Annotated in this window: 15 protein-coding genes; 10 read left to right on the top strand and 5 right to left on the bottom strand. The window is 46.2% G+C overall.

Annotation, left to right across the window (positions count from 1 at the left end):
- Nucleotides 1–3: 3 nt before the first annotated feature.
- The 8 genes from BBC0122_RS04615 to BBC0122_RS04580 all read left to right on the top strand — a co-directional run bounded on the left by BBC0122_RS04615 (nt 4) and on the right by BBC0122_RS04580 (nt 7,721).
- Nucleotides 4–861, top strand: coding sequence for a 23S rRNA (adenine(2030)-N(6))-methyltransferase RlmJ (locus BBC0122_RS04615; protein WP_077991764.1), 858 nt, complete (start codon nt 4–6; stop codon nt 859–861).
- A gap of 19 nt (nt 862–880) precedes the next feature.
- Complete coding sequence (locus BBC0122_RS04610; protein ID WP_149866637.1) at nt 881–1,408, top strand: hypothetical protein; 528 nt, start codon at nt 881–883, stop codon at nt 1,406–1,408.
- A 933-nt stretch (nt 1,409–2,341) separates the two neighbouring features.
- Nucleotides 2,342–3,103 (top strand): SDR family oxidoreductase, encoded by a 762-nt coding sequence (locus BBC0122_RS04605; protein ID WP_077991762.1) that lies wholly within the window; start codon nt 2,342–2,344, stop codon nt 3,101–3,103.
- Nucleotides 3,104–3,105: 2 nt separating this feature from the next.
- Entirely contained in the window at nt 3,106–5,118 is a 2,013-nt protein-coding gene (gene uvrC, locus BBC0122_RS04600) for an excinuclease ABC subunit UvrC (RefSeq protein ID WP_077991761.1), read from the top strand.
- A 171-nt stretch (nt 5,119–5,289) separates the two neighbouring features.
- Entirely contained in the window at nt 5,290–5,871 is a 582-nt protein-coding gene (pgsA, locus tag BBC0122_RS04595; protein ID WP_077991759.1) for a CDP-diacylglycerol--glycerol-3-phosphate 3-phosphatidyltransferase, read from the top strand.
- A 9-nt stretch (nt 5,872–5,880) separates the two neighbouring features.
- Nucleotides 5,881–6,132: a molybdopterin converting factor subunit 1 gene (gene moaD, locus BBC0122_RS04590; protein WP_077991757.1), complete on the top strand. Its 252-nt coding sequence runs from the start codon at nt 5,881–5,883 to the stop codon at nt 6,130–6,132.
- A gap of 3 nt (nt 6,133–6,135) precedes the next feature.
- Nucleotides 6,136–6,615 carry a molybdenum cofactor biosynthesis protein MoaE gene (locus BBC0122_RS04585; protein ID WP_077991755.1) on the top strand — a complete coding sequence of 160 codons (480 nt, stop codon included), beginning with the start codon at nt 6,136–6,138 and terminating at the stop codon, nt 6,613–6,615.
- A gap of 251 nt (nt 6,616–6,866) precedes the next feature.
- The gene (locus BBC0122_RS04580) at nt 6,867–7,721 is read left to right on the top strand and encodes a YbaY family lipoprotein (RefSeq protein WP_077991753.1); all 855 of its coding nucleotides are present in this window, start codon (nt 6,867–6,869) and stop codon (nt 7,719–7,721) included.
- A 151-nt stretch (nt 7,722–7,872) separates the two neighbouring features.
- On the opposite strand, the gene ndk is transcribed toward BBC0122_RS04580, so the two are convergent.
- Nucleotides 7,873–8,295: a nucleoside-diphosphate kinase gene (ndk, locus tag BBC0122_RS04575; protein WP_077991751.1), complete on the bottom strand. Its 423-nt coding sequence runs from the start codon at nt 8,293–8,295 to the stop codon at nt 7,873–7,875.
- 216 nt (nt 8,296–8,511) lie between these two features.
- Between ndk and BBC0122_RS04570 the strand changes: the two genes are divergently transcribed.
- Nucleotides 8,512–10,398: an ABC-F family ATP-binding cassette domain-containing protein gene (locus BBC0122_RS04570; protein WP_077991743.1), complete on the top strand. Its 1,887-nt coding sequence runs from the start codon at nt 8,512–8,514 to the stop codon at nt 10,396–10,398.
- Between the two features lie 641 nt (nt 10,399–11,039).
- Nucleotides 11,040–12,329, top strand: coding sequence for an MFS transporter (locus BBC0122_RS04565; protein WP_077991742.1), 1,290 nt, complete (start codon nt 11,040–11,042; stop codon nt 12,327–12,329).
- Between the two features lie 13 nt (nt 12,330–12,342).
- Here the strand turns inward: BBC0122_RS04565 and BBC0122_RS04560 are convergent, their stop codons facing one another.
- Genes BBC0122_RS04560 through BBC0122_RS04550 form a run of 4 tightly spaced genes read right to left on the bottom strand, consistent with a single transcriptional unit; the run spans nt 12,343 to nt 14,705 of the window.
- Nucleotides 12,343–12,603 carry a hypothetical protein gene (locus BBC0122_RS04560; protein WP_077991741.1) on the bottom strand — a complete coding sequence of 87 codons (261 nt, stop codon included), beginning with the start codon at nt 12,601–12,603 and terminating at the stop codon, nt 12,343–12,345.
- Nucleotides 12,600–12,767, bottom strand: a complete 168-nt coding sequence (locus BBC0122_RS12970; protein ID WP_188318084.1) for a hypothetical protein — start codon at nt 12,765–12,767, stop codon at nt 12,600–12,602. Before BBC0122_RS12970 ends, BBC0122_RS04560 begins: the two co-directional genes overlap by 4 nt.
- Nucleotides 12,767–13,216, bottom strand: coding sequence for a DNA polymerase III subunit chi (locus BBC0122_RS04555; protein ID WP_077991739.1), 450 nt, complete (start codon nt 13,214–13,216; stop codon nt 12,767–12,769). Before BBC0122_RS04555 ends, BBC0122_RS12970 begins: the two co-directional genes overlap by 1 nt.
- Before the next feature lies 1 nt (nt 13,217).
- The gene (locus tag BBC0122_RS04550) at nt 13,218–14,705 is read right to left on the bottom strand and encodes a leucyl aminopeptidase (protein WP_077991738.1); all 1,488 of its coding nucleotides are present in this window, start codon (nt 14,703–14,705) and stop codon (nt 13,218–13,220) included.
- Between the last annotated feature and the right edge of the window lie 162 nt (nt 14,706–14,867).

The raw sequence follows: 14,867 nt of genomic DNA, 5'->3' as shown, positions 1-14,867 counted from the left end.
ACAATGAATTATCGCCATATTTATCATGCAGGCAATTTTGCCGATGTGTTCAAACATATCATTATCGCCCGCATCATCGAATATCTTAAAAAGAAAGACCATGCGTTCCGTGTGATTGATACACATGCAGGCATCGGCATTTATGATCTTGCTTCGGATGAGGCACAAAAAACCGGTGAATGGATTGATGGCATCGGCCGCATTCTCGATCAAGCTGTGGCTCCGGATGTTGCATTACTCATCAAGCCCTGGCTTGATGTGGTCAACGAGCTTAATGATAAAAGCAGAAAATTCGGCCGTTATCCCGGTTCACCTTATATCGAGCGAAAACTGTTGAGAAAACAGGACCGGCTAACAGCGATAGAGCTTCATGAAGCCGATTATAAAAAATTGGCGAATAATTTTGCCGGTGATTATCAGACCCGCGTCATTCATCTCGACGGATATCTTGCACTTGGTGCCCATGTGCCGCCAAAGGAAAAGCGCGGACTTATCGTTGTTGACCCGCCATTTGAAAAAAACGACGAATTCGAGCGGCTTATCGAAGGTCTTGAAAAAGCGTATAAACGGTTTCCCGGCGGAATCTACGCACTTTGGTATCCTGTCAAACATTATAATGAACTCAATTGGTTTATGAACGAGTTGAGAAGCACTTCGATCCCGAAAATCTTGCGACTGGAGCTTAGAATTAAACAACGCTCCGAAATGCCCGGACTTGACGGGTGTGGTATGATTATTGTTAATCCGCCCTATGTTCTGCCCCATGAAATGGACAAGCTTAAACCATTTTTGCTTGATCGCCTTGGAGCAGACAAACATGCACAATTAATCAACGAATGGATAAATGGTGAAGCTGTTTGAACTTGACGGAATAGCGACAATGAAACATATTGCAGGAATAAATGGTCAACGTGGAATAATCATGCACAAGTCATCGTTCTTTAATGCAAGTTTTCGCAAAGTTTTGTCTCTCTCGGTTTTCGGGCTTGGCTTCTACGCCTGCGTGAATTCTGCAACAGCAGCCGACTTGGCAACATCGCTTGCTCCCCGTTCGCAAGCCTCTTCAGTCAACGATGCGGGCGTGTGTGGTTATAAACGCATTCTTTGGGAAGTCGGTTACAAATTCCGTCATGAGGTGCGAAACGTTCCGGGTCTGCCGCCCGTTCATATCGAACATGTTACAGATATAACAATGGGTCGCGGCGAAAATCCGGCTACAAAGCTCAATATTCCCCGCCAATTTTGCCGTGCGACAGCCATTATGAATGACGGGTCAAGCTATCCGCTTTATTATATGGTGGAATATGGTCAGGGCTTCACAGGTGTAAGTGGCTACAATGTCGAATTCTGCGTTGAAGGTTTCGACAAATGGCGAATTCAGGACGGTAACTGTCGGGCAGTCAAATAATAAAAGCCGGACACGCGCTGCCTTTCTTCTCCGTTCCCGTCTTGTGATTATACAAGTTTCATAGCACGTTCTGACGACTTCGATCTGAAACGTCAGTTCTCGGCAAAGTTGCGCCTACCATTCTCCCAATCAAGAATCCTTCCGATCTGGCGATGAAATCATTTCGGGCGGGCAGCATTTTACAAGTGTCCTGAACAGATTATCAGCAGCACGCATTGCTATTTCCGATCATCCGCTTATTGGCTGCGATTGCACATTTTAAAATGTCGTCCCGAAAGCGGAATATCGTGGTTTGCGAACCAAAGCTTGAGCGGTTTATTCCGACTGTCGTCATGAATATCTCTCTCGTGTTGAAGATTTTACAACGAGATTTGCCATGATACAGAGCAAATTAATTGTTTTCCCGAATAGAAAAGATAAAAGTTGAACAGACAAATTCATATATCCGGCGAGGTTGAAAAGCCGGTATCATCAGCATCCCGCACATTGAACCCTAGTTCTGCCTGACAATGATTTTGTGGAGCCTGTTTAAAAAATATTGCGTTTGGTGGAAAACTCCAGTGACGAAAATCAATTTCCGACAAACGGGCGCTTGAGTGATTGTGGTTCACTGCAAGATATTTTTCTCACGAATATACCCGCATTCATAAATTCAAAATCGCAATGTTATCGGGCAATATCACCACTTGTCATATCTGATGAATTAGTCCGTCAGCATCCGGTAAGTTTAGTGTTACAAATAAAGCCTTCATCTATGAACCGATGATAACACATAAAAGCGCACGTTTTTTGCTTCACCGCATGGGTGATTTGTTTTGTGATTTTACAAGCCTTGATTTCACCGAAAAATATCGCCATTTTGGATTGTAATGTTCCAAACTTGTTGCGAGCCTGGATATTACACAAAATTGTCAATGGAAACTGTTTGATTAAATGGAAAAGAGGCGTCCTGTTGTTCTGATTACAGGCGGTGCCAAACGTTTAGGCGCCGCAATGGCGCTTGATCTGGCTGCAAACGGTTTTGATCTCGCAATTCATTATAATGAAGCACGGCAGGAAGCCGATGCACTTCTGCATAAATTGGAAGCTTCCGGAGCCAAAGCTTTATCTTTTCAATCCGATCTTTTGAAAACCCATGGCAGAGGTCTTGTCGAAACAGTAACGGAAAAAATGGGGCCGGTTGAAATTCTTGTCAACAATGCTTCGCTATTTCTCGATGATGGTATCGGCGCACTTGATATGAATGTTTGGGATAACCATTTTGCTATACATGTAAAAACGCCCGCTCTATTGGCCGACCGTATGTTTGTTTTATTACCGGAAAACCTCAAAGGTTTGATCGTCAATATTATTGACCAAAGGGTATTGAAGCTTAACCCCAACTTTTTGTCATACACATTATCCAAGTCGACCTTATGGACATTGACGAAAACTCTGGCTCAAGCACTTGCACCACGTGTTCGGGTCAATGCTATCGGTCCGGGACCGACGCTTAAAAGTTCGAGACAGGATGAAGACGATTTTGTAAGACAAGCGCATTCTGTTTTGCTGGAACACGGGCCTGACTTGGCCGAATTTGGTGCAACAATACGTTATTTTTGGTGTCAAACATCAATAACCGGACAAATGATTGCATTGGATGGCGGGCAACATTTAATGTGGCAAACGCCCGATATTGCAGGACGAAATGAATAATTATGAACTCCCTGACCGAACAAAACACTGATGCCGCTAAAAATCAGGAAGCAAAATCAGGTGAAGATCAACATTCGCGCTCCGACGGCCCCGATATTATCTGGGATAAGGGTGGTTTCAAAAATGATGATCTGAAGCTCACCGGTGCACCGCTCATTCAGGAATTTGTCAAAAATCTGCCGAACAAGCCCGGAGTGTACCGGATGTTCGACAAGGATGGAAACGTCCTTTATGTCGGCAAAGCGCGGAATCTGAAAAAACGTGTGTCGAATTATGCGCGTGGACACGGACACAACAACCGCATCGCGCGCATGATAAGAGCCACCCATTATATGGAATTTGTGGTTACCAGTACAGAAACCGAAGCCCTTCTTCTGGAAGCCAATCTCATCAAGCGGTTGCGCCCGCGTTTTAATGTTCTGCTGCGCGATGATAAAAGCTTTCCCTATATTATCATTACGCGCGACACACGCGCTCCGGCTATTTATAAACATCGTGGTGCACGCTCTCGCAAAGGCGATTATTTTGGTCCCTTTGCGTCTGCCGGTGCTGTAACGAGAACAATCAATGCTATGCAAAGAGCGTTTTTGCTCAGAACATGCACCGACGCAGTTATGGCATCACGCACGAGACCCTGCCTGCTCTATCAGATTAAAAGATGTTCGGCTCCTTGTACTCACGAAATCAGTGACGCCGATTACATGAAACTTGTCGACGAGGCGGAAGCCTTTCTTTCGGGAAAAAGTCAGGCTATTCAAGACAATATGGCAAAAATCATGCGGGAAGCTGCCGATAAACTCGACTTTGAAAGAGCCGCGGTCTATCGCGACCGTTTGTCTGCCCTGTCCCATATTCAGGGACATCAGGAAATCAACCCGCAAACTGTCGACGAAGCAGATGTTTTTGCGATCGCCCAACAGGGCGGTATGACCTGCATTCAGGTGTTCTTCTTCAGAACCGGACAGAACTGGGGAAACCGTTCCTATTTCCCGAAAGCCGACCCTTCAATTTCTGCTCCCGAAGTGCTCGGCGCTTTTCTTGCCCAATTTTATGACGACAAGCCGGTACCGAAGCTTATTCTGCTTTCCGACCATGTCGACGAGGAAGAATTGCTTGCTACAGCCCTTTCCGAAAAAGCAGAGCGCAAAGTAACAATATCGGTGCCGCAAAGGGGTGAAAGAAAGTCACTGGTTGAACATGCGCTGACCAATGCACGCGAAGCTTTGGGACGTCGGCTTGCTGAAACTTCAACACAGGATAAACTGTTGCAAGGGGTTGCAGAGACTTTCGGACTTGAAAAAGTACCCCGCCGTATCGAAGTCTATGATAACTCGCATATTATGGGAACCAATGCGGTGGGCGGCATGATCGTTGCCGGACGCGAAGGTTTTATCAAGAATCAATATAGAAAATTCAATATCCGTTCGACCGATATTACACCGGGTGACGACTTCGGTATGATGAAGGAAGTTATCGACCGGCGGTTCAAAAGGCTTATCAAAGAGCATGGTATACCGGTACCCCAAGCCGATGATACTGCGGCCAATGACGACAGTTTTCCTGCATGGCCCGATATTATTCTGATTGATGGCGGCGAAGGCCAGATGACAGTGGTGCACGAGATGCTCAGAGAACTCGGCATTGACGATGTTGTCACAGCTATCGGTGTTGCAAAAGGTGTTGATCGCGAGGCAGGACGGGAACGGTTTTTTGTTTCCGGTCGCCCGCCTTTCATGTTACCACCGCGCGACCCTGTCCTATATTTTCTTGAGCGTTTGCGCGATGAAGCACACAGATTTGCCATCGGCACCCATCGCATAAAACGTAAAAAAGAAATGATGAAGAATCCGCTCGACGAAGTGGAAGGCATCGGGTCGGCACGCAAGCGGGCCCTGCTTGGCCATTTTGGAACTGCAAAAGCCGTTGCAGGCGCGGCGGTGGAAGATTTGATGAAAGTTGAAGGAATCTCGGCAGCAACAGCTCAACAAATTCACGATCATTTTAATGAAAGATAATGCTTGTTTCTGACGATTCTATCGCTAATTAATAGAGGTAACTTGATTCAATTGGTACGCTCTTCTCAAAAAGGGTATATTTGATTGCTTTTTTAAGTTCACCCGATCGGCCGCTTTGTTCGTTTTGTTTTCAAGCAGCCTCAAGACGTTAAAAGGATTGAATACGGCAGAATGAAAAATCATACTTTATCGTTGCCAAACATCCTTACCTATGCACGCATTGTTGCCGTACCGCTTGTTGTCTTGTGCTTTTTTGTGGAAGGCCGTCTGCAATCGACCGATACAGCACGCTGGTGGGCGGTTATCATATTTGTGGTCGCGTCTATTACAGATTTTTTCGACGGTTATCTTGCGCGCGTCTGGAAACAGACCTCGAATATCGGTCGTATGCTTGATCCGATTGCAGACAAACTTCTTGTTTCGGCTTGCCTTCTGTTGCTAGCCGCTGATGGTACAATTGCCGGTTGGGCGCTGTGGGCGGCAATCATCATTCTTTGCCGCGAAATTCTGGTTTCAGGATTACGTGAATATCTGGCATCACTCAAAGTCAGTGTTCCGGTTTCGCGATTGGCAAAATGGAAAACGACCGTGCAAATGTTTTCCATTGTTTTTCTGCTTGCCGGCCCTGCCGGTGACAAAGTTATTCCTTATGCCACCGAATTTGGCCTTGTCATGTTGTGGGTCGCCGCTATTCTTACACTATGGACGGGCTGGGATTATTTCCGCGCCGGTCTTAAACACGTGATTGATTGAAGGATACGCATGAAATTACAATATTTTGCATGGGTTCGCGAACGTATCGGTCGCGGAGAAGAAACTCTTGAATTACCGCAGAACGTGAAAACGGTAGATGATCTTCTCTCCTATCTCAAAACCCTTGGGGAAAACTATGCTTTCGCTCTGGAGAACCCGGAGCTTATACGCGTGGCTATTGATGAAGAACATGTCGATCACGATAGCCTCATTGGAAATTCGCATGAAATTGCCCTTTTTCCGCCGATGACAGGTGGTTGAAACATGAAAATTAAAATCTCTGTCCAGCCGCAAGATTTTGACATGGGTGCCGAAGTCGACAAAATCCGCAATCACTCTGCCTCGGTGGGTGGTATTGTGGCTTTTTGCGGTTTATGCCGAAGCGAAGGCGGGCGTCTTTCTGCTCTCGAAATCGAACATTATCCGGGAATGGCCGAGAAACGCATCAAACAGATTGTTGACGATGCCTCGACGCGCTGGTCACTGGAAGGCGTCACGGTTATCCACCGTTTCGGGACAATCAAGGTCGGGGAACAAATTGTTCTGGTTGTAACCGCCTCCCCTCACCGGCGGGAAGCGTTTGACGCGGCGAACTTCATTATGGACTTTTTGAAAACCGAAGCTCCGTTCTGGAAGAAAGAACATCTTCGTGACGGGACACCACAAAACTGGGTTGAAGCCAAAGCGACTGATGAACATACGAAGGTGAGATGGCAAAAAAAGTCCGGGCAATCGAAAAAATAATGCAAACCGAATCCTTTTAAAAGCGATGCTTATGACGCCATTGTCTTTTATCGGGGAATAGAGAAGTAAACAACGAACAAATATATCCGCAGGTTTTGGTGGATCACAGGTCATTGTGCCTTATTTTTTCCAGAAAAAGAGGCATACTTATGGGGTAGCGCGTTGACGTACTGTCGGCAGCTACAGTGGTTCAATCAAACGGGGGCATTGGCCATTGATATATCTGTGTTCAACAGGGGTAACATCAATTCATGAAACGACATATTCTGGCGGCTTTTACATTTGGCGCGACAGCGCTGGCAAGTGTTTCTCTCGTTGTTCTACCGGCGTTTATAATGAATACAGTTGTACCTACATATAGTGCTGCATCGGAAACATTAACCATTCATGGTGATGTCACCTATCTCCAGCGGATAGAACTTCCGCAACATGCCTATCTCGTTGTTCAACTCGTCGATGTTACCAATGCTGATGGCCCCTTCCCTATCGTTGCAGAAATCGCGCAACAGCCTAATGGTTCGGTTCCTATCGAATTTGATCTTCCGGTCGATCATGCCAATATTGCTCCACAACACAAATACGCGCTTCAGGCACGCATTGCCGTTGGCGATGTTTTATGGTTTGTAAGCGATGAAAGAAAGATGATTGTTCCCGAAGATAAAAACGCTCGTTATGAACTTGTATTGGGCATGGTCAATCAATCGACAACAACACCGAAACCTGTTTCAACGACAATTTCCGGACATGAATGGAAAGTCGAAGATATGTTCGGAACCGGCATTATCGACAATTCCCATCTGACTGTCGCCGTCGAGCCGAAAGCTGAAGATAAAAAGGCCGGTGACCATCCGAAATATCGTATAACCGGCAGTGGCGGCTGTAATCGTTATACAACCTCTGCTGTTATTGATGACGAGAGAGACATTATCTCGTTCGACCCGCCAGCTATGACTTTCATGGCCTGCGCAGAAGCGATTTCGCAACAGGAAAGCCGCTTCATTGAAATGCTTGCCAAAGCAAAATCCTACATGTTCGATGATCTGGGCCGACTTATTTTGAAAGATGAAAATGGCAATTATGTTGCCCGCCTTGTGCCGGATCTCTGACCTATCGAAAAACAGAAAGAAACTTTAACAAATACAAAATTTAGCAAATAACGGGAAACTCTGTCTTCCGGCCTTCAATGCCAACCGAATAAAAAGCCCGGTATCAGTTCCGGGCTTTATTATTACTCGAATTTTTTCAGTGACGTCATCATCAGCCGACAATTTCAGTGCCGGAAAACCAATAGGCAATTTCTTCTTTGGCTGTTGCGGGCGAATCGGAACCGTGAACCGAGTTTTCCCCGATCGACAAAGCGAATGTTTTGCGGATTGTCCCCTCGGCAGCATCTTTCGGATTGGTCGCACCCATGATTTCACGGTTTTTGGCAATGGCATTTTCGCCTTCAAGCACTTGGACAATTGTCGGGCCAGATGACATGAACTCTGTCAATTCGCCAAAAAACGGACGGTCTTTATGAACAGCATAAAAGCCTTCTGCTTCACGCAAACTCATCCACACACGTTTGGAAGCGACAACGCGCAAGCCTGCCTCCTCAAGCATCTTGGTGATGGCACCCGTAAGATTACGACGTGTTGCATCGGGTTTAATCATTGAAAAAGTGCGTTCTATAGCCATTTTGCCACCTTTATAAATATATTTTCAGTTGCGTCTCTATAACCGTATAACCGACATTTGCCAAGTAAAACCCTTTTCCCGTTAAGGCACAATTCGACAAATTATATGCATTATTTCGACTTGATAACGACCTTGAGCCTTTAACAAGTTTGTTAAACAATTATTGCAGCGATTTTTCTTGCCTTCGGTTCAAAACCCATGCAAAAGCCTTAGGTTATGTTGATATTGAACGATATTACAGTCCGCATCGCCGGGCGTCTCCTGATTGACCATTCCAGCGCCACGCTCCCTACGGGAACGAAAACCGGCTTTGTCGGCCATAATGGTGCAGGCAAGTCAACGCTTTTCCGTGTCATTATGGGTGATCTTGCGCCGGAAACAGGCGATGTTACCATCCCTAAAGATACCCGCATCGGACAGGTTGCACAGGAAGCTCCCGGAACTGATGATTCGCTCATTTCTATTGTCCTTGCGGCCGATAAAGAACGTACAGCATTGCTGAAGGAAGCCGAAACCGCAACCGACCCGATGCGAATTGCCGCAATTCATGCGCGTCTTGGTGACATCGGCGCGCATTCTGCCGAGGCCCGCGCCGCCAGCATTCTATCGGGATTGGGATTTGATGCGGATGCCCAGCAGAGACCGGCATCGTCCTTTTCCGGAGGATGGCGTATGCGCGTTGCACTTGCTGCGGTTCTTTTTTCCGAACCCGATTTGCTCCTGCTCGATGAGCCGACAAACTATCTTGATCTTGAAGGAACACTCTGGCTTATCGAATATATACGCCGTTACCCCTATTCGGTCATTATCATCAGTCACGATCGCGAATTGCTCAACAGTGCTACAAACTCTATTTTGCACCTTGAGAATAAAAAATTGACCCTCTGGCGTGGCAATTATGACCAATTTGAACGCCAGCACGCCGAAACAAAAGAACTGCAACTGAAGCAGGCGGCTAAACAGGAAGCCCATCGCAAGCATATGGAGGATTTTGTCCGGCGTTTTCGTGCCAAAGCAACCAAAGCAAGACAGGCACAATCGCGCTTGAAGGCTTTGGAAAAACTGAAACCTGTGAGCGTATGGCAAGATGAACACGTCCAGCCTTTTTCATTCCCTTCTGCTGAAAAGATAGCCGCCTCGCCGATTATAGCACTATCGAAAGTCGATGTCGGATATGAAGCGGGAAAACCGGTATTAAAAGGCCTTGACCTTAGAATAGATAATGACGACAGAATTGCACTTCTGGGGGCAAACGGAAACGGTAAATCCACTTTGGCAAAATTGCTTGCAGGGCGCCTCAAACCCGAAGCCGGTACGATAACAGTTTCCCCCAATCTGAAAGTTGCATTTTTTGCCCAGCATCAGATGGATGATTTGAGGCCGGAAGAAAATCCGATCGAGCATGTACGCCGCCTCATGCCGAAACAACCGGAAGCAAAAATTCGCGCGGCCGTTGCCCGCATGGGCTTGTCTACCGAAAAAATGATGACAAAAGCCAAAGAGTTGTCGGGTGGTGAAAAAGCCCGCTTGCTCATGGGACTTGCAACTTTTGAAGGACCGAATCTTCTCATCCTCGATGAACCGACCAATCACCTCGATATTGACAGCCGTGAAGCTCTTGTAATGGCACTCAATGATTTTGAAGGCGCAGTCATTCTCATTGCGCATGACCGTCACCTTATCGAAGCAACAGCCGACCGGCTTTGGCTTGTAAGTAACGGAACAGTTCATCCCTATGAAGGCGATATGGATGATTATCGCAATGACATATTGGGCCTCACAAAAGCAAAATCCGTAGTCAAAGAAGAAAAACAGGCCACCCCGCAAAAATCAAAAAATGAACAACGCAAGGCCAGTGCCGAAAAACGCGCAGAACTGGCGCCGCTCAAAAAACAGATAACCGATACCGAAGCCTTGATAGAAAGGCTGCAAAAACTGATTGCGCGTCTGGACGGCGAGCTTGCAAAGCCTGATCTTTATGCAAAATCGCCCGAAAAAGGCGCGGAGCTTGCTAAAGAACGTGCAGATGCTGCAAGCAGGCTTGAAGACGCCGAAAGCCGCTGGCTTAAAATGAGTAGCGATTACGAGGACGCTATCGGGTAACAAGCCATGTAATATTACCCGCAGCAAGCAATATATTATCTATTGCTCAACCACCCGATAAAGCCGGAAAAACAGGCTTTATCGGGTTCTTTTTAATGTCCGGTCAACCATGAAGAACGGAAAATTTTAGTCTGCAATGAACAGATTAAAGATTATATTCAAGTGTTTTCATGAAATTCCGTAAGCCGATTTCATTTGCAACCATATCGGGCTGCAAGCTCTCGTGGTAAATCAATATCGCCGGACGACAGGCAGTAAGTTCAATTTTTTACTTGTCGAACCGCCATTCATCACATTTTCCAAGCTGCCAGCACCTGCCGTTTAAACGTTAAAAATATAGATAAAGTGCCTCATCATATAATTTTCGCCATGAAATTCTTGGTGTGAGCGAAGCGGCAAAAAGCTGTTATTCGCCAAAACCGGAGAGATACCCCGAAAGCTACCCCGCTTAAAGCAAAATAAAAGCCGGAACAGATAAACTCTGCTAACGTCTATAGACAAAAACCCCAACATGTTGATGGTTTTATCGTTCACCAAATTTTTTATTTAAACGAGACTCGACACAACAAAGAAATTTTTATAACTATTGCAAACTATTTTTATAATTTCATTACGATTAATAGGGTGGAGACTTTCCAATCATGTCAACAGCTATCGTCGAAGAAAATGCCCAACCTCATAATTCGGTTGCGCAGATTTTGCTTGCCAGTATGATCGGCACGACAATCGAGTTTTTCGATTTTTATGTCTTTGCAACGGCAGCAGCACTTCTGTTTCCTGTACTATTTTTTCCGAAGGGCGATCCGACTGTTGCGCTTCTAAGTTCTTTTGCCATTTTTTCGGCTGCGTTCTTCGCACGTCCTTTAGGATCAATCGTCTTTGGTCATTATGGTGACAAATTGGGTCGCAAAGTGACACTCGTTGCTGCATTGCTGACGATGGGTATTTCGACTGTTCTTATCGGTTTTCTACCGACATATGAATCCATTGGCTGGTACGCCCCGTTATTGCTGACACTCTGCCGTTTCGGTCAGGGTCTTGGTCTGGGAGGTGAATGGGGCGGCGCTGTTTTGCTGGCAACAGAAAACGCACCGAAGGAAAAACGTGGCTGGTATGCAATGTTCCCACAATTGGGTGCGCCCATAGGACTTATCCTTTCTGCCGGTACATTCTGGTTCATGTGGAATTTTTTAAGCGAAAGCCAACGTTTTGAATGGGGATGGCGGCTACCTTTTATCGCTTCGATTATCCTGATTATTATCGGCCTTTGGGTACGCCTTTCCATCAGCGAAACGCCCGAATTCAAAAAAGCTATTGAACGTGCCGAACGCGTCAAAGTGCCATTGATCGATGTCTTTGTTAAATATCCGCGGGCGCTTTTCCTCGGCAGCTTTGCCGGTATGACCACCTTTGTATTGTTCTACCTGTGCAGCGCATATTTGTTATCCTATTCAACCCACCACCTTCACCTCACTTTCGGCCAAGCACTCGAAATCCAGATGGTTGGTGCTGTATTCTTCGGCCTTCTCATTCCGTTTTCAGGAAAAATATCCGACCGTATCGGACGCCGCACTCTGATGATCTGGGTTACGATTTTTATCGGGCTTTTTTCTTTTCTCATGCCCTATCTTTTGGATGGAGGTGTATTCGGAAGCTTTATACTTTCAGCCGTCGGCCTTGGCCTGATGGGGCTCACCTATGGTCCGATCGGAGCAGCACTTGCCTCGCCGTTCCCCACAACAATCAGATATACCGGTGCGTCGATGACATTCAACTTTGCGGGAATTGTCGGTGCATCATTTGCTCCTTATATTGCCGAGACACTCGTCCAGAATTTCGGAACCGCTTATATCGGTTATTATCTGTTACTGAGTTCCTTTATCTCTCTGACATGTTTTGTAGGCTTTACCGACAAAGAAATTTCTCACTGATAAATTAAAAATATCAGGCGAGCAAAAACAGGAAAAATAGCAGTGGCAGCAAAAAAGCTGCCACTGCTGTTTTTTTCGGCATAACCGATGGTAAAACCAGATGAAGTAAAAGAGCCACCAGAACTGTTGTAGAGATAAAAATAACATTGGCTGCAAAGGCTATATTTTCGATATGGAACGTAGCTGATAAAATACGGGTCGAGCCAATCCATGACGTTATCAGGAAAGCGAAGAAAACAGCCCAGATAAGATGTAATAGCCGGATAAAATTCATCTGTCCCGATTTTTTCTGGCGGCTCTCAAAATTGTATAAACGCCGAGTGCGATAATAATAACGAAAACCCAACGTCCGCCGCCGGAACCGTCTTCAATAAATTTTTCCGGATAGATCAAACCGGCAAAACCGATAAAAATAAGAATAACAGGGGTTATGCGCATCAGGCTTTTTTCTCCCAACGACGATCTTCGGTTTGTTGCCAATAAGTTAGCTGATGATTTTGTTCTTTATAGGATTTCCATTGTCTTCGTGCTTCTGCAAGAAGTTCCTGATCGCGGCCATCGAACATGACGACCAGACGCTCATAATTTTGCGGGTTGGAACAATCCGCGCCCTCGACCAGAAAACGCACCTGCGAACCATTCGGGTTTTCCTCTCCCACCGTCAGATATACCGGCTGAAGATCCGGAAATTTATCGCGTTCCGTTCCGTGACCGATAAACGAATCGTCAGCATAGACCCACAGGTAGGAATCCATTGCATCGCGACGTTCATCGCTCATAAACTGGATTGTCACTTTCCAGTGCCGCGCCAAAGAACGCTCGACAAGCCCTGGCAGGGCTTCATCAAGCGTTGATTGGGTCAAATGGTAGAAAAGGATTTCTGCCACCTCAAGCCTCGTAATTGTCACTAATCAGCCGGTCAAGCAAGCGGACGCCGAAGCCCGAAGCCCAGGATTGGTTATATTCGTTCAGCGGTGCTTCCATCGCAGTACCCGCAATATCAAGATGCGCCCAAGCGGTTTCGCCCACAAAACGTTGCAAAAATTGAGCTGCGGTAATCGAACCGGCATGACGGCCACAACTGTTTCTCATATCCGCAACCTTGGAATCGACAATTTTGTCATAGGTCTCGCTCAAAGGCATCCGCCACAGCTTTTCACCTGTTTTATGCCCTGCATTCACAAGACGACCGGCCAATTCATCCTGATTACTGAAAAGCCCCGCATATTCGGTTCCAAGAGCAACCATAATTGCACCGGTCAAAGTGGCGAGATCCACCATAATTGCGGGCTTGAAACGCTCTTTGGTATAAAATAATGCGTCCGAAAGAACCAGCCGGCCTTCGGCATCTGTATTGATAACTTCAATTGTCTGCCCCGACATCGACGTGACAATATCACCGGGGCGTTGGGCGTTTGCGTCAGGCATATTTTCAACAAGCCCTATCACACCGACCACATTGGCTTTGGCTTTTCGCGAAGCAACAGCTTTCAACAAGCCGGTAACGGCCGCTGCCCCGCCCATGTCGCCTTTCATTCCCTCCATGCCTGCACCCGATTTCAAGGAAATGCCACCGGAGTCAAAAACCACACCCTTGCCGACAAATGCCAATGGGCGATCTTTGGCTTTCCCCCCTTGCCACTGCATGACCGCAAGATAAGGCGGACGTTTGGAACCGCGCGCTACACCAAGCAAAGCGCCCATGCCCAGTTTTTTCATATCTTTTTCGTCGAGGATTTCAACTTTCACACCGATCTTTTCGAGTTTCTCGACTTCCTTGACAAACTCTTTGGTTCCCAGAATGTTGGCAGGCTGATTGACAAGATCGCGTGCAAGAAGAACCGAATCGGCAAGCGAATTTGCTCTTTCAATAAGAGCCTCGCCTGCTTTTGCATCCTCCAACTGGAGGACAAGTTTCATCGCCTTTGTGTGGCTATCTTTGGTCTTTGAAACGGTTTTATAGTCATCAAACGAATAATTGCGCAGCCTTAGCCCTAAAACAAAATCGAGAATGTTTTCGTCTTTTAATTTTTCACCGGCTACAGTCAGGTAAATATCGGCTGAATCAGTATCTTTGAGGGATGCAAATGCTGCACCGCCAATTTTGATCCAGTCGTCACCGTCAAGCTGTTCGGTATTGCCAATACCAAGAAGAACCAACCGGTCAAAACCCTTTTTGCCGTCACAAACTTCATCGACAACTTCAAGTTTTTTCCCTTTGAAGCCGCGTACCGAAACGATCCTTTCGATCAGTGCTTTTCCCACCATTTTTTCGACTTCAAAAGTGGTTTTCCTGTTTTCGTTAACAAGAACAACAACTGTCGCTTTCTTCGGCGCGGAAACCGTATTGCTATCTATTAAAATATCTTTTTGCATTCAATAACTCCTGCCAATTGCTGATTTAAAGCCGTAAATTCGCATAATCGTATCGCTCGGCTTGCATTTAATCTTGTCTTTAATATCGAAACCGGAAGTGCAGTGTGACCTGTCGGCACTAAAATGTATTTTTTTGTCATGTGCACTGCAAGATGTCTTTTG

Origin of the sequence: Ditibartonella choladocola (assembly GCF_002007565.1) — a bacterium.
In the GTDB taxonomy this organism is placed as follows: Bacteria; Pseudomonadota; Alphaproteobacteria; order Rhizobiales; family Rhizobiaceae; genus Bartonella; species Bartonella choladocola.
This window is presented reverse-complemented; position numbering and strand designations above follow the sequence as displayed.

Coding starts and splice junctions, on each gene's coding strand:
- BBC0122_RS04615 (WP_077991764.1), top strand. CDS start 4: ATGAATTATCGCCATATTTATCATGCAGGCAATTTTGCCGATGTGTTC.
- BBC0122_RS04610 (WP_149866637.1), top strand. CDS start 881: ATGAAACATATTGCAGGAATAAATGGTCAACGTGGAATAATCATGCAC.
- BBC0122_RS04605 (WP_077991762.1), top strand. CDS start 2,342: ATGGAAAAGAGGCGTCCTGTTGTTCTGATTACAGGCGGTGCCAAACGT.
- uvrC (WP_077991761.1), top strand. CDS start 3,106: ATGAACTCCCTGACCGAACAAAACACTGATGCCGCTAAAAATCAGGAA.
- pgsA (WP_077991759.1), top strand. CDS start 5,290: ATGAAAAATCATACTTTATCGTTGCCAAACATCCTTACCTATGCACGC.
- moaD (WP_077991757.1), top strand. CDS start 5,881: ATGAAATTACAATATTTTGCATGGGTTCGCGAACGTATCGGTCGCGGA.
- BBC0122_RS04585 (WP_077991755.1), top strand. CDS start 6,136: ATGAAAATTAAAATCTCTGTCCAGCCGCAAGATTTTGACATGGGTGCC.
- BBC0122_RS04580 (WP_077991753.1), top strand. CDS start 6,867: ATGAAACGACATATTCTGGCGGCTTTTACATTTGGCGCGACAGCGCTG.
- ndk (WP_077991751.1), bottom strand. CDS start 8,295: ATGGCTATAGAACGCACTTTTTCAATGATTAAACCCGATGCAACACGT.
- BBC0122_RS04570 (WP_077991743.1), top strand. CDS start 8,512: ATGTTGATATTGAACGATATTACAGTCCGCATCGCCGGGCGTCTCCTG.
- BBC0122_RS04565 (WP_077991742.1), top strand. CDS start 11,040: ATGTCAACAGCTATCGTCGAAGAAAATGCCCAACCTCATAATTCGGTT.
- BBC0122_RS04560 (WP_077991741.1), bottom strand. CDS start 12,603: ATGAATTTTATCCGGCTATTACATCTTATCTGGGCTGTTTTCTTCGCT.
- BBC0122_RS12970 (WP_188318084.1), bottom strand. CDS start 12,767: ATGCGCATAACCCCTGTTATTCTTATTTTTATCGGTTTTGCCGGTTTG.
- BBC0122_RS04550 (WP_077991738.1), bottom strand. CDS start 14,705: ATGCAAAAAGATATTTTAATAGATAGCAATACGGTTTCCGCGCCGAAG.